Origin of the sequence: Pseudomonas sp. RG1 (assembly GCF_025910115.1) — a bacterium.
GTDB classification, from domain to species: domain Bacteria; phylum Pseudomonadota; class Gammaproteobacteria; order Pseudomonadales; family Pseudomonadaceae; genus Aquipseudomonas; species Aquipseudomonas atacamensis.
Map to the genome: position 1 here is coordinate 81682 of NZ_JAPCIK010000052.1, position 14739 is coordinate 96420.

The 14739-nt window shown below is 61.3% G+C and carries 13 protein-coding genes; 6 read left to right on the plus strand and 7 right to left on the minus strand.

What is annotated here, in order from left to right; translation table 11 throughout:
- Positions 1-181: 181 nt before the first annotated feature.
- The 6 genes from OK411_RS25650 to bioB all read right to left on the minus strand — a co-directional run bounded on the left by OK411_RS25650 (position 182) and on the right by bioB (position 5159).
- On the minus strand, positions 182-478 hold the full coding sequence (locus tag OK411_RS25650) for a pyrroloquinoline quinone biosynthesis protein PqqE (protein WP_264365865.1): 297 nt from the start codon (positions 476-478) through the stop codon (positions 182-184).
- A 108-nt stretch (positions 479-586) separates the two neighbouring features.
- Positions 587-1267: a dethiobiotin synthase gene (gene bioD, locus OK411_RS25655; RefSeq protein WP_016772864.1), complete on the minus strand. Its 681-nt coding sequence runs from the start codon at positions 1265-1267 to the stop codon at positions 587-589.
- Positions 1264-2073, minus strand: a complete 810-nt coding sequence (gene bioC, locus OK411_RS25660) for a malonyl-ACP O-methyltransferase BioC (RefSeq protein ID WP_136493069.1) — start codon at positions 2071-2073, stop codon at positions 1264-1266. Before bioC ends, bioD begins: the two co-directional genes overlap by 4 nt.
- Positions 2066-2797: an alpha/beta fold hydrolase gene (locus OK411_RS25665; RefSeq protein WP_122612423.1), complete on the minus strand. Its 732-nt coding sequence runs from the start codon at positions 2795-2797 to the stop codon at positions 2066-2068. The genes bioC and OK411_RS25665 overlap by 8 nt, the downstream gene beginning before the upstream one ends.
- Complete coding sequence (bioF, locus tag OK411_RS25670; protein ID WP_122612422.1) at positions 2790-3968, minus strand: 8-amino-7-oxononanoate synthase; 1179 nt, start codon at positions 3966-3968, stop codon at positions 2790-2792. Before bioF ends, OK411_RS25665 begins: the two co-directional genes overlap by 8 nt.
- 135 nt (positions 3969-4103) lie before the next feature.
- Positions 4104-5159 carry a biotin synthase BioB gene (gene bioB, locus OK411_RS25675; RefSeq protein WP_056786610.1) on the minus strand — a complete coding sequence of 352 codons (1056 nt, stop codon included), beginning with the start codon at positions 5157-5159 and terminating at the stop codon, positions 4104-4106.
- A 91-nt stretch (positions 5160-5250) separates the two neighbouring features.
- On the opposite strand from bioB, the gene OK411_RS25680 reads away from it, so the two are divergent.
- The 5 genes from OK411_RS25680 (at position 5251) to rarD (ending at position 11077) form a co-directional block, all read left to right on the plus strand.
- On the plus strand, positions 5251-5985 hold the full coding sequence (locus OK411_RS25680) for a ComF family protein (RefSeq protein WP_264365862.1): 735 nt from the start codon (positions 5251-5253) through the stop codon (positions 5983-5985).
- Between the two features lie 186 nt (positions 5986-6171).
- Positions 6172-6936 carry a TOBE domain-containing protein gene (locus OK411_RS25685; protein WP_016772858.1) on the plus strand — a complete coding sequence of 255 codons (765 nt, stop codon included), beginning with the start codon at positions 6172-6174 and terminating at the stop codon, positions 6934-6936.
- Positions 6937-7006: 70 nt separating this feature from the next.
- Positions 7007-8908, plus strand: a complete 1902-nt coding sequence (locus tag OK411_RS25690; RefSeq protein WP_122612419.1) for a PhoX family protein — start codon at positions 7007-7009, stop codon at positions 8906-8908.
- A gap of 164 nt (positions 8909-9072) precedes the next feature.
- Positions 9073-10047 (plus strand): serine/threonine protein kinase, encoded by a 975-nt coding sequence (locus tag OK411_RS25695; protein ID WP_039757662.1) that lies wholly within the window; start codon positions 9073-9075, stop codon positions 10045-10047.
- Between the two features lie 142 nt (positions 10048-10189).
- A complete protein-coding gene (rarD, locus tag OK411_RS25700; RefSeq protein WP_264365863.1) occupies positions 10190-11077 on the plus strand; it encodes an EamA family transporter RarD in 888 nt (295 codons plus the stop codon).
- 223 nt (positions 11078-11300) lie between these two features.
- Here the strand turns inward: rarD and OK411_RS25705 are convergent, their stop codons facing one another.
- Positions 11301-11819: a glycine cleavage system protein R gene (locus OK411_RS25705; RefSeq protein WP_016772854.1), complete on the minus strand. Its 519-nt coding sequence runs from the start codon at positions 11817-11819 to the stop codon at positions 11301-11303.
- A gap of 623 nt (positions 11820-12442) precedes the next feature.
- Here OK411_RS25705 and OK411_RS25710 point away from each other — a divergent pair.
- Positions 12443-14620, plus strand: coding sequence for a malate synthase G (locus OK411_RS25710; RefSeq protein ID WP_264365864.1), 2178 nt, complete (start codon positions 12443-12445; stop codon positions 14618-14620).
- The last annotated feature ends 119 nt before the right edge of the window (positions 14621-14739 follow it).

Here is a 14739-nt window from a genome sequence, read left to right on the forward strand (position 1 = left end):
AAATCTTGTCAAGCATCGTTCTTTTGCCGTTCGTCATCACGCTCTCCAAATGCCGGAAACGAGAAATCGCCGCGACTTCACTCAAGCCACGGGCGTTGTAAAAAGATTAGTTGAGCAAGAAGGACTTAAACGAAAAACGCCGCGACAAGGCGCGGCGTTTCGGAGTCTACGAAAAGTTCGATCAGGCGAAGGTATCGATGATCGTCCCGAGCACTTCGTCGGACGCCTTGGCCACCTTCACACCCAGCTCTGCCTGAATCTTGCCCTGCGACAGCTCGACGATATTGCTCGTCAGATCCGATTCTTGTGCGCGATCCACACCGCGCAGGCGATTGACCTGCACTCCGGACGACTGGCTGGTCACCGAACGTTCGATAGTGTTGTTGGCGATCTGGCTGGCCGCCTGATCGACGCGGTTCTGCCCGGACTGAATCGAGCTCAACCCCGCATAAAAAGCTGTGTTGCCGGAGATTTCCATAGTCACTCTCATCCCTGCAAAGGATCAATGCTCGCCATTGAAGCAGACGCGCCAGCAAAACACCCGTCAAAAACACTAATGGCACAGTGCCTGTTCATAGCGAGAAACTTAATCGAGCAAATCCAGTTGCAAATGCTCGGCCACCGCTTCGGCGCTCAACGCCTTGAGTTTCGGCACCCGCCCCAGGCACGGCGCGGGAATGCGCTCGGCCAGGGTCGCAAGGTTTTCCTCCAGCCGCGAAGTTTTCGGATCGATAATATTGGCCACCCACCCCGCCAATTGCAGGCCATCTCGGGCAATCGCCTCGGCGGTCAGCAACGCATGACTGATGCACCCAAGCCTCACGCCCACCACCAGAATCACCGGCAGCTTCAGCGCAATCGCCAGGTCCGATAGATTGTCCTGATCCGCCAACGGCACCCGCCAGCCGCCCGCGCCTTCGATCAGGGTGAAATCAGCGTTCATCGCCAGAATCCCGCGCATCGGCGCCAGCAGCGATTGCACCGTCAGCGCCACACCTGCTTCGCGCGCCGCCAGATGCGGAGCGATCGCTGGCTCGAACGCCACCGGGTTGACCTGTTGATAAGTCAGCGGCAACGAACATTCGGCCAGCAGCGCCAAGGCATCGGAATTACGCAAGCCCTTGGGCGTGACGTCGCAACCCGATGCCACCGGTTTGCCTGCCGCCGTGCTCAAGCCAGCCGAACGCGCCGCATGGAGCAATCCGGCAGCGACGGTGGTCTTGCCGACATCGGTGTCGGTACCGGTGATGAAATAGGCTGCGCTCATAGAGGTTTCTCCAACACGGCGTACACCACCTGATACGTTGCCGGCAGCCCCGACGCCTGACGGAACCGCTCATACGCGTCGATCAGCCCGAGAATCCGCGCCCGTCCTGTCAAACCGCCCGGCCGCCCAGGATTCAGATTATGCGCGCCCAGCGCCTTCAGCTCATGAGTCAGGCTGCGCACATCCGGGTAATGCAACACGTGCGGCTGATTCTCCAGCGTCAAAATGCGCATGCCACTGCCGGCGCATAACTGTTCATAGCGGGCGAACTCGCGGAAGCGATTGACGTGCACCAACCCGTCGACCTGCTGCCAACTCTCCCGCAATTCGTACAGCGTCCCTGTACACAGACTAGCAAATGCAAAAATCCCGCCCGGTTTAAGCACGCGTAAGGCTTCGCTGAGCACCGCCTCGAAGTCGGAGCACCACTGCACAGCGAGACTGGAGAAAATCAGATCGACGCTCGCATCCTGCAACGGCAGCCGTTCGGCATCGCCAGCAATGAAATGCTCAGCGCCACCCAACGGCCGTGCGTGATTGAGCATGCCCTCGGCAATGTCCAGCGCGACACCGCTGCCCTGGGTGAAACGCGAGGCCAGCGCCCGGGTGAAATAGCCGGTGCCGCAACCGAGATCAAGCCACCGCGACGGCATGAAACTCCCAGGCAAACGCTCAAGCAGCCGCGTGCCGACGTCACGCTGAAACTCGGCGACGCTGTCGTAACTGGCCGCAGCACGGGAAAAAGACGCCGCCACCTGACGCTTGTCGGGCAAGCCCCCAGGCAGCACAAGGGACAGGTCAGTCATCAGCGCACTCATGAAGAAAAGCCTGGATCGCGCCCGCGACTCCGTGCGGGTCTTCCAGCAGAAAAGCATGGCTGGCCTGTTCGATCAGACCAATTTCGATATCCGGCAACAGCGCGAACAATGCGCCGGCCGCTTCCGCCGGGACCAGCGCATCCTGTCCGCCGAACAGATGAAACTGCGGGCCGCGAAACCCCAGCAACGCTTGGCGTGTGTCCAGTTGCGCAAGGAGCTCCAGACCCGCCATCAGCACGGCCGGCGCGGTTGCCGGCGCGCCACCGAGCAGCAAGCGCGACAAGCCACGCGAGTCTGGTGAACCTTGCGCACATAGCAGAGCGAAGCGCTTGAGCGTGGTACGCGGATCGGCCTGGCAACCGGCAAGAAACGCATCGAAAGTCTCGCCGGGCATCGCGCTCGACCACTGTTCATGGGCGACAAACGCAGGATTGCTCGCTAACGTCAGCACCCCGCAGCACGCCTCACCGCGTCGTGCCGCCAACTCAGACGCGAGCATGCCGCCCAGCGACCAGCCACCGAGCCAGACTTCCTGTGGAATGCGCGCATCGAGTTCGTCGAGCCAGTCTTCAAGGTCAGCGGAGTCCAGCTCCGGCAGCGGTTCGATCTCGACTTGCAGATGTTCGTCGAGGCCACGCAATGCTGCGGCCAGCGGTTCCAGCGGCGACACGCCGAGGCCCCAGCCGGGCAGCAGAATCAGACGATTACGCATGGCCTGGCTCCAATGACAATCGGGCGAAACAATCTGCCAACCCTTCCAGCAACAGTTGCACCTGCGCCTCGCTGTGGGCGGCGGTCAGCGTCACGCGAAGGCGCGCGCTCCCGGCAGGCACGGTCGGTGGGCGAATTGCGGTCACCATCAGCCCGCGCTCGCGCAGCATCTGCGACAACCGCACGGCGCGGCCGGCATCGCCGATCATGATCGGCTGGATCGGCGTGAAGCTGTCCATCAGCTCCAGCCCGATCTGCTCGGCGCCGTGGCGGAACTGGCGAATCAGCGTCTGCAAGTGTTCACGGCGCCAGTGTTCGCTGCGCAACAGCTCGAGGCTTTTCAGCGTCGCGCAGGCAAGCGCCGGTGGTTGGCTGGTGGTGTAGATATACGGGCGGGCGAACTGGATCAGGCTTTCGATCAACTCTTCGCTGCCGGCGACAAAGGCCCCGGCGGTGCCGAAGGCTTTACCGAGAGTGCCGACCAGCACCGGCACATCGTCCTGGCTCAGGCCGAAATGCTCGACGATGCCGCCACCGTTGGCGCCCAACGGGCCGAAGCCGTGGGCATCGTCAACCATCAGCCACGCGCCTTTGACCTTGGCCGCGCGGGCCAGCGCCGGCAGGTCGGCGATGTCACCGTCCATGCTGAATACGCCATCGGTCACCACCAGTGTATTGCCAGTGGCTTTCTCCAGGCGTTTGCCCAAGCTTTCGGCGTCGTTGTGCAGATAGCGGTTGAAACGCGCGCCGGACAACAGGCCCGCGTCCAGCAACGAGGCATGATTGAGCCGGTCTTCGAGCACGGTATCGCCCTGCCCGACCAGCGCGGTGACCGCACCGAGGTTGGCCATGTAGCCGGTGGTGAACAGCAGCGCACGTGGGCGTCCGGTCAGATCGGCGAGCGCTTCTTCCAGCGCGTGATGCGGGCTGCTGTGGCCGATCACCAGATGGGACGCGCCACCGCCGACACCCCAACGTTCAGCGCCGGCGCGCCAGGCTTCGATCACCTGCGGATGATTGGCCAGGCCCAGATAGTCGTTGTTGCAGAAAGCGAGTAGCGGCTGGCCGTCCACCACCACTTCCGGCCCTTGCGGCGATTCGAGCAGCGGGCGCTGGCGATAAAGGTTGTCGGCACGACGGGCAGCAAGGCGTGCGGCGAGATCGAAAGACATGCAGGCCTCACATCGGACAAATGACTGGGTCGGAGCTGCCGAAGGCTGCGATCTTTTGATCTTGTTTTAGAAAGTCAAAGTCAAAAGATCGCAGCCTTTCGCAGCTCCTACAGGGTTTTGCATTTCCAGCGATGGTCAGATGGCAGCGTTATAGAACTGCTCGCTGCTCTTCTGCTCCACTAGCGCCTGCTCGATCGCCGCTTGGTGCACCTCATCCGCGTGCTCTTCGCGAGCTTCTGGCTGGATACCGAGGCGCGCGAACAATTGCATGTCCTTGTCCGCCTGCGGGTTGGCGGTGGTGAGCAATTTGTCGCCGTAGAAAATCGAGTTGGCGCCGGCGAAAAAAGCCAGGGCCTGCATCTGCTCGTTCATCGCTTCGCGACCGGCGGACAGGCGCACGTGGGATTGCGGCATGAGGATACGCGCCACGGCGAGCATGCGGATGAAGTCGAACGGGTCGATGTCTTCGGCGTTTTCCAGCGGCGTGCCGGCGACTTTCACCAGCATGTTGATCGGCACCGATTCCGGGTGCTCCGGCAGGTTGGCCAGCTGGATCAGCAGATTGGCGCGATCGTCCAGCGATTCGCCCATGCCGAGAATGCCGCCGGAGCAGATTTTCATCCCCGACTCGCGTACATAGGCCAGCGTCTGCAGACGCTCGCTGTAAGTGCGGGTGGTGATGATGCTGCCGTAGAACTCCGGCGAGGTGTCGAGGTTGTGGTTGTAGTAATCGAGACCGGCCTTGGCCAGCGCCTCGGTCTGCTCCTGATCGAGACGGCCGAGGGTCATGCAGGTTTCCAGGCCGAGGGCTTTCACCCCTTCAACCATCTTCAACACATACGGCATGTCTTTGGCCGACGGATGTTTCCACGCCGCGCCCATGCAGAACCGCGTCGAACCGATGGCTTTGGCGCGGGCCGCTTCTTCGAGGACCTTTTGCACTTCCATCAGTTTTTCTTTTTCCAGACCGGTGTTGTAGTGCCCGGACTGCGGGCAGTACTTGCAGTCTTCCGGGCAGGCGCCCGTCTTGATCGACAGCAGTGTCGAGACCTGCACGCGGTTGGCGTTGAAATGTGCGCGGTGCACCGTTTGCGCCTGGAACAGCAAGTCGTTGAATGGCTGTACGAAGAGTGCTTTGACTTCGGCCAGAGACCAATCGTGACGCAGGGTGGCAGTGGTGCTCGCGCTCATGGGCAATTCCTTGGTTATGCTTGGCTGGCGCCGGGGAAAATGGAATATCCACAGGCGCTACACGGATGTTCGGCATATTTAAGGAAGAGCGATGCGCTGTCAACCGCAATACCAAGGACAGGTTTACATCTGTTTAAAAAACGTACAGACCTGTTTGCTGTGCGATGAGCCCGCAGAAGCACAAATGCCAATGTGCGAGGCCTGCGAAACCGAATTGCCCTGGCTCGGCAGCCATTGTCAGAGCTGCGCTTTGCCGTTGGGGGCGGATGGCCTGACTTGCGGCGAGTGCCTGCTAGAGCCTCCGGCTTTCGAGCAGGTCGCCGTGCCCTGGGTTTATGGCTTCCCCGTGGACAGTCTGATTACACGCTTTAAACACAACGCGAAATGGCCGTTTGGTCACCTGCTCGCCGACGTTCTCGGCCAATACCTGCAGCATCGCTTCGCCGAAGACTTGTCGCGACCCGATGTGTTGCTACCGGTGCCGTTGGCGAATAAACGACTGCGTCGGCGAGGATTCAATCAAGCGGCGATGCTCGCGCGCTGGCTGAGTGTGTCGCTGGATTTGCCGTGTGAAGAACAGCTGCTGCGGCGAGTCATGGACACTGACGCCCAGCAGGATCTCGACGCCAAGGCGCGCAAGCGCAATTTGCGCAATGCCTTTGCGCTGACGCCTGATGCAGAGCTAAGCGGCCGCCATTTCGCGCTGGTGGATGATGTTCTGACCACGGGCGCGACCGCTCAAGCGCTGGCGCGGTTGTTGATGAATGCAGGTGCGGCGCGGGTTGATGTGTATTGCCTGGCCCGGACGCCGAAGCCCAGTACCTGAAGCGAATACAGATCTCAGGTGGGAGCGAGCCTGCTCGCGAATCGGTGTCACATTCAACAAAGATGTTGTTGGTCAGACCGCTTTCGCGAGCAGGCTCGCTCCCACAGGGGGCTTTGCGTCAGGCTTGACTCATGCGTTGCAAGTGGCCAACGTCCCTCTCATCGCCCGAGCCAGAAGCGTTCTGCCATGTCCCTGCCCACCCTGCTCTCCCAGCACATCGTCCGCCGCCCGCAGCGCATTGCCCTGCTGCAACACATCGCCGAGCAAGGCTCGATCACCCGAGCGGCGAAGAGCGCGGGGCTCAGTTACAAGGCGGCATGGGATGCGATCGATGAGTTGAACAATCTCGCGCAGAAACCCTTGGTCGAGCGCGTGGTGGGCGGCAAGGGCGGCGGCGGCGCCAGATTGTCCAGTGAGGGCGAGCGGGTGCTGCGCCTGTATCAGAAATTGCAGGCGTTGCAGGCGCAGGTTTTGGAAGCGGCCGAAGACGCCAGTGATCTCGACCTGCTCGGGCGGCTGATGCTCAGGACCAGCGCGCGCAATCAGCTGCACGGCACGGTCGCGGCCATTCAGGCGCAGGGGCGCAACGATCTGATCCGCCTCGAACTGGCCGAAGGCATTGCTCTGGAGGCACAGATCACCCACGACAGCACCGTGCATCTGGAATTGCAGATCGGTACCGAAGTGATGGCGCTGATCAAGGCTGGCTGGCTTGAACTGCTCGGCACCGATCAGCCGGCCACGCCCGGACACAATGTCCTGCGCGGCACCATCGAAGCCATCCTCGATGCCGAGGACGGTCCCAGCGAGGTGCGCATTTCCCTGCCCAACGGCCAGACACTTTGCGCCTTGGCCGAACCGCTGCACTTGCGCAACCAGCAACTCGCCGTGGGGTCTGCGGTGCAGGTGCAATGCGCGCCGTCCAACGTGCTGATCGGCACGCCGCTCTGATTTGTCCCTGCCACAAAAGCGTCATCGACCCGCATTAAGGTGTTGCCCATAACCAAGCAGGGAGCCTGATGTGAGCCTATTAGAAGAAAACCAATCCACTGATCTGGAAAAAATGGTCGGCCTCAGCCGTCGCGGTTTCATCAGCGCCGGTGCCTTGTGCGGCGCGGCGATGTTCCTCGGCGGCAACCTGCTGAGCCGCAGCGTCATGGCCGCCAGCGTCAGCGCCGGCAACAGCCGTCTGCTCGGTTTCGAGAGCATTCCGGCGGCGACCACCGACGCCATCAGCCTGCCCAAGGGCTACAAATCTTCGGTGCTGATCAGTTGGGGCCAGCCGTTGCACAAGAACGGCCCGGCCTTCGATCCGAGCGGTAACGGCACCGCTGCCGCACAGGAAGTGCAGTTCGGCGACAACAATGACGGCATGAGCCTGTTCGCCTTCCCGGACGACAAGAACCGCGCGCTGATGGCGATCAACAACGAATACACCAACTATCGCTATCTATATCCGCATGGCGGCATGCCGCAGTCGGCTGAAGACGTGCGCAAGGCATTGGCCTGCGAAGGCGTGTCGGTGATCGAAGTGCAGCGCAAGAACGGCCAGTGGCAATTCGTCCAGGGCTCGCGCTACAACCGCCGCATCCACGGCAACTCGCCGCTGCGCATCAGCGGTCCGGCCCGCGGCCACGACTTGATGAAAACCGCCGCCGACAAGCACGGCAAAAAAGTCCTCGGCACCTTCCAGAACTGCGCCAACGGCAAGACACCGTGGGGCACCTACCTGACCTGCGAAGAAAACTTCACCGACTGCTTCGGCAGCAGCAACGCCCAGCAGCAGTTCGATGCCGCGCAAAAGCGCTACGGCGTTGTCGCCAGCAGCAAAGACATCAACTGGCACCCGCACGACCCGCGCTTCGACATGGCCAAGAACCCTAACGAGCTCAACCGTCACGGCTGGGTGGTCGAGATCGATCCATTCGATCCGCAATCGACTCCGGTCAAACGCACCGCGCTGGGCCGCTTCAAACATGAAAACGCCGCGCTGGCCGAGACCGACGATGGTCGCGCTGTGGTGTACATGGGCGACGATGAGCGTGGCGAGTTCATCTACAAATTCGTCAGCCGCGATCGCATCAACCATCGCAACCAGAAGGCCAACCGCGACATTCTCGATCACGGCACGTTGTATGTAGCCAAATTCGATGCCGGCGACGGCAACCCTGATCACCCGAAAGGCCAGGGCCAGTGGATCGAACTGACCCACGGCAAGAACGGCATCGACGCCAGCAGCGGGTTTGCCGATCAGGCCGAAGTGCTGATCCACGCGCGCCTTGCCGCCAGTGTGGTTGGCGCAACACGCATGGACCGCCCGGAGTGGATCGTCGTCAGCCCCAAGGACGGCCAGGTTTATTGCACCCTGACCAACAACGCCAAGCGCGGTGAAGACGGGCAACCGGTGGGCGGGCCGAACCCGCGCGAGAAGAACGTCTACGGGCAGATTCTGCGCTGGCGTACCGACCGCAACGATCACGCCTCGAAGACGTTTGCCTGGGATCTGTTTGTGGTCGCCGGCAATCCGGGCGTGCATGCCGGGACGCCGAAAGGTGGCTCATCCAACATTACCCCGCAGAACATGTTCAACAGCCCCGACGGTCTGGGTTTCGACAAGGCCGGACGCCTGTGGATTCTCACCGACGGCGACTCGAGCAACGCTGGCGACTTCGCCGGGATGGGCAACAACCAGATGCTCTGCGCCGATCCTGCGACGGGTGAAATTCGCCGTTTCATGGTCGGGCCGGTGGGTTGCGAAGTGACCGGGATCAGCTTCTCGCCGGATCAGAAAACCCTGTTTGTCGGGATTCAGCATCCCGGAGAGAACGGCGGTTCGACCTTCCCCGAGCATCTGCCCAATGGCAAGCCAAGGTCTTCGGTGATGGCGATTACTCGCGAAGACGGCGGGGTTGTCGGCGCCTGATAAACCGCTTTCGCGAGCAGGCTCGCTCCCACAGGGAATCGTATTCCAAGGTGGGAGCGAGCCTGCTCGCGAAGAGGCCCGGGCAGACACCAACACCCTTCGCGCTGCCATCTGCGCTACCATGCCGAGCCGGACGCAGCAGCCTGCTGCGCGCAGGAGTCAGCATGGCCCACCCGTTTGAAACCCTCACCCCCGATCTCGTCCTGGATGCCGTTGAAAGCATCGGCTTTCTCAGCGACGCGCGCATCCTGGCGCTCAACAGCTACGAAAACCGTGTGTATCAGGTCGGTATCGAAGACTCCGAGCCGTTGATTGCCAAGTTCTATCGTCCGCAGCGCTGGACCAACGAGGCCATCCTCGAAGAGCACCAGTTCACCTTCGAACTGGCCGACATCGACATCCCGGTGGTAGCGCCGCTGATCCATAACGGCGAAACCCTGCATGAGCACGCCGGCTTCCGCTTCACCCTGTTCCCGCGTCGTGGTGGTCGGGCGCCGGAGCCGGGCAATCTTGATCAACTGTATCGCCTCGGCCAGTTGCTCGGGCGCATGCATGCGGTGGGCGGCACCAAGCCGTTCGAGCACCGCGAAGCCCTCGCCGTGCAGAACTTCGGCCATGCCTCGCTGAACACCCTGCTCGAAGGCAATTTCATTCCCAAGAGCCTGCTGCCGGCTTACGAGTCGGTTGCCCGCGACCTGCTCAAACGCGTCGAAGATGTCTACGCTGCCACGCCGCACCAGAACATCCGCATGCACGGCGACTGTCACCCCGGCAACATGATGTGCCGCGACGAGATGTTCCACATCGTCGACCTCGACGACTGCCGCATGGGCCCGGCGGTGCAGGACATCTGGATGATGCTTGCCGGCGATCGCCAGGAATGTCTCGGGCAGCTATCGGAATTGATGGACGGCTACAACGAATTCCATGATTTCGACCCGCGCGAACTGGCGCTGATCGAACCGTTGCGCGCCCTGCGCCTGATGCACTACAGCGCCTGGCTGGCGCGGCGCTGGGACGACCCGGCATTCCCGCACAGCTTTCCGTGGTTTGGCACGGAGCGGTATTGGGGCGACCAGGTGCTGGCGTTGCGTGAACAGTTGGCGGCACTGAATGAAGAACCGCTGAAACTCTTCTGATTCAAATCTGAAACCTGTGGGAGCGAGCCTGCTCGCTCCCACAGGATCGGTGTTCACAATTCCATGAACATTGGTCTACGACATTCGCGGACAAACTTCCTTACAATCCCTCCTTTGTCAGCTGCCTGAGCAAGGATTCTGCATGCAAGCCGCCAACCCGCGTCGCGGGTACATTCTGGGCCTGAGCGCCTACATCATCTGGGGCCTGTTCCCGATCTATTTCAAAGCCATCGCCGAAGTCCCGGCCGTCGAGATCATCATCCACCGGGTGCTGTGGTCGGCGCTGTTCGGTGCGATGCTGCTGATGGTGTGGAAACACCCGGGCTGGCTGCGCGAGTTGCTCGACAATCCCAAGCGCCTGGCGATTCTGGCTCTGAGCGGCACGCTGATCGCGGCCAACTGGCTGACCTACGTGTGGTCGGTGAACAACGGTCGCATGCTCGAGGCGAGTCTGGGTTACTACATCAATCCGCTGGTCAACGTGCTGTTGGGCATGGTGCTTCTCGGCGAGCGGCTGCGGCGCATGCAGTGGGTCGCGGTCGGGCTGGCTGCCATCGGTGTGGCGCAGCAGGTGTGGCAGGTCGGCAGTCTGCCGTGGGTGTCGCTGGCGCTGGCGCTGACCTTCGGTTTCTACGGCCTGATCCGCAAGCAGGCGCCGGTCAAGGCGTTGCCGGGGCTGGTGGTGGAAACCTGGATGCTGGTGCCGATTGCGATCGGGTGGTTGCTGTTCAATCAGAGTGCAACGAGTGTGCAGCCGGCCTTCTGGACCACCTCCGAAGCCTGGTGGCTGGTGGCCGCCGGCCCGGTGACGCTGGTGCCGCTGGTGTGTTTCAACGCCGCCACCCGCCACTTGCCCTACACCACCATCGGCTTCCTGCAATACATCGCGCCGACACTGGTGTTGCTGCAAGCCGTGCTGCTGTTTGGCGAGCATTTGTCGTCCAGCACGCTGGTCGCGTTCATGTTTATCTGGGCCGGTCTGGCGGTCTATAGCGTTGATGCGTGGATAAGTTTGCGCCGGCGCGCCTGATCAAAAAACGCACAAACCTCTACAGGCCACGGTTCTCGCGGCCTGCATCGTTCCTTCCCAAGCTTATCCACAGCGTGATCCCCGCCGTTTGTGCGCAAGTCACTGAATGCTGGCGGTTTTTTGATCAACCTGCGCAAAGCCACGGCCGGCGTGGCGTGGCGCCCTGTCTCTACAGGTTATCCACAGGCAGGTGCACGTTAAACCTGAATAACCCTGTGAACGTTTAAACCTCTGTGCGTAACACCAATTCGACCATCAGATCATCGGCCAGGGTTTCCAGGCGCGCCTGCAGAACGTCGAGGGACAAGGTGAGTGGCACCGCCAGAATCGCCTCGGCGTGAAACAGCGGCTCGCTGCTCATCGGCGCCGGGCGCACCTCAGTTACCAGTCGCTCCAGGTTCACACCCTGCTCGCTCAACAGCCGAGTGATATCGCGGACGATACCCGGTCGGTCATTGCCGACCAGTTCCATAGCGATCGGTTTCCACGTGCAGGACTGCTCCACTCCGCTTTCGGCAATCAGTACCCGAATGCCATGGGCCGACAGCGCTTGCAGGGCATCGACCAGTTCGTCGTAAGCCTCCGCCGGCACACCCACGCGCAGAATCCCGGCGAACTGCCCGGCCATGCGTGACATGCGGCTTTCCAGCCAGTTGCCGCCGTGCTCGGCAATGCATTGGGCGATGCGCTCGACCTGCCCGGGCTTGTCCGGGGCGAAAACGGTGAGTACGAGATGGTCCATGGCGCAGCCCTCTTGTCATGACTTTTGTTATCGAAGGGCAAGTATAGGCAAGCGGATTGATTCAGCCTGACCCAGTGTTGGCAGATGATGACCTGTGGCGAGGGGATTTATCCCCGTCCGGCTGCGCAGCAGTCGTGAGTCCTGCCAATTGGGTCTGCCAGCCGGACCGCAGGGGGCGGCTTCGCCACTCAACGGGGATAAATCCCCTCGCCACAAATCGTTACACCCAAATTGCTCCTTAGCAGGCCCACAGTAATTATGTGTACAACTTTCGATATTTAGCTGGAACAATCCAATGCTTTTTTGAGAACATCCCGTTCCGCGACGTGACCGCAATGCGTCATGAGGTCGCAGAACGACGTAATTAGTCTGATTTTCACAAGCGCAACTCATCATGTAGTATGCCGCAGCGCGCACTACATAACGCTGGATCGATGTCTGCCCAAGGCCCTTCGCAACCCTGAAAGCCCCGTCAGCAAGGCCTCCAAGCCGTTGATTGGTCCTAGCCCAGCCGCCAGCAATGGCATGTACTGGTCCGCAGGTTTGTGGTTTAAATGGCCAGAAGCTTCATTGTTAAATTGACGAGCTGAAAAGCGAAATAGCTGAGCAGAGTGAGGCAAGCAATGACTGAACACGTTCAAGTCGGTGGCCTGCAGGTCGCCAAAGTCCTGTTCGACTTCGTGAACAACGAAGCCATTCCCGGTACCGGCCTCACCGCCGAACAATTCTGGGAAGGTGCCGACAAGGTCATTCACGACCTGGCGCCGAAGAACAAAGCCCTACTCGCCAAACGCGATGATTTCCAGGCGCGCATCGATGCCTGGCATCAGCAGCATGCCGGCCAGGCGCACGACGCCGTGGCCTACAAAGCTTTCCTGCAAGAGATCGGTTATCTGCTGCCAGAAGCGGCTGATTTCCAGGCGACGACGCAAAACGTCGACGATGAAATCGCCCGCACCGCCGGCCCGCAATTGGTGGTGCCAGTAATGAATGCGCGCTTCGCGCTCAACGCCTCGAACGCCCGCTGGGGTTCGCTGTACGACGCCCTCTACGGCACCGACGCGATCAGCGAAGACGGCGGCGCGGAAAAAGGCAAAGGCTACAACAAGGTGCGTGGCGACAAAGTCATCGCTTTCGCCCGTGCCTTCCTCGATGAAGCCGCACCACTGGCCGCTGGCTCCCACGTCGATTCGACCGGCTACAAAATCGCTGACGGCAAACTGGTCGTCACTCTGAAGGGCGGCAGCAACAGCGGCCTGCGCGATGACGCTCAGTTGATCGGCTTCCAGGGCGACGCCAACGCGCCGATCGCGGTGCTGCTCAAGCACAACGGCCTGCACTTCGAAATCCAGATCGACGCCAGCACCCCGGTCGGCCAGACCGACGCCGCCGGCGTCAAAGACATCCTCATGGAAGCGGCGCTGACCACGATCATGGACTGCGAAGACTCCGTGGCCGCCGTTGATGCCGACGACAAAGTGGTGATCTACCGCAACTGGCTCGGCCTGATGAAGGGCGACCTCGCGGAATCCGTGTCCAAGGGCGGCCAGACCTTTACCCGCACCATGAACCCGGATCGCACCTACACCGCGCCCAATGGCGGAGAAGTGACCCTGCACGGTCGTTCGCTGTTGTTCGTGCGCAACGTCGGCCATCTGATGACCATTGATGCGATCCTCGACAGCCAAGGCAACGAAGTGCCGGAAGGCATTCTCGACGGTCTGGTGACTTGCCTGGCAGCAATGCACAACCTCAACGGCAACACCTCGCGGCGCAATACCCGCACCGGTTCGGTGTACATCGTCAAACCGAAAATGCACGGCCCGGAAGAAGCGGCGTTCACCAACGAGCTGTTCGGGCGCATCGAAGACGTCCTGCGCCTGCCGCGCAACACCCTGAAAGTCGGGATCATGGACGAGGAGCGCCGCACCACGGTCAACCTCAAGGCTTGCATCAAGGCGGCCAGCGAGCGTGTGGTGTTCATCAACACCGGTTTCCTCGACCGCACAGGCGACGAAATCCACACCTCCATGGAAGCCGGCCCTGTCGTGCGCAAGGCGGACATGAAGACCGAGAAGTGGATCGGCGCCTACGAGAACTGGAACGTCGATATCGGTCTGAGCACTGGCCTGCAAGGTCGTGCGCAAATCGGTAAAGGCATGTGGGCGATGCCGGACCTCATGGCCGCGATGCTTGAGCAGAAAATCGCTCACCCGCTGGCCGGCGCCAACACTGCCTGGGTGCCATCGCCGACTGCCGCTGCGCTGCACGCGCTGCACTACCACAAGGTTGACGTGTTTGCGCGTCAGGCCGAACTGGCCAAACGTGCGCGCGCCTCGGTGGATGACATCCTGACCATTCCACTGGCAGTGAACCCGAACTGGACGCCAGAGCAGATCAAGAACGAACTGGACAACAACGCCCAGGGCATTCTCGGTTACGTGGTGCGCTGGATCGACCAGGGCGTGGGTTGCTCGAAGGTGCCGGATATCAATGACGTCGGCCTGATGGAAGACCGTGCGACGCTGCGTATCTCCAGCCAGCACATCGCCAACTGGCTGCGCCACGGTATCGTCAGCCAAGAGCAAGTGATGGAAAGCCTCAAGCGCATGGCGCCGGTGGTTGACCGCCAGAACGCCAACGACCCGCTGTATCGCCCGCTGGCACCGGACTTCGACAGCAACATCGCCTTCCAGGCGGCGGTCGAACTGGTCATCGAAGGCACCAAGCAACCGAACGGCTACACCGAGCCGGTGCTGCACCGTCGTCGTCGCGAGTTCAAGGCCAAGAATGGTCTGTAATTTTCGCTGACGCTGGAAATGAAAAGGCCCTGATCGAAAGATCAGGGCCTTTTTGTTTGTGAGGTGGACTGAATTCTTTGATCGTTCCCACGCTCTGCGTGGGAATGCAGCCCGGGTCG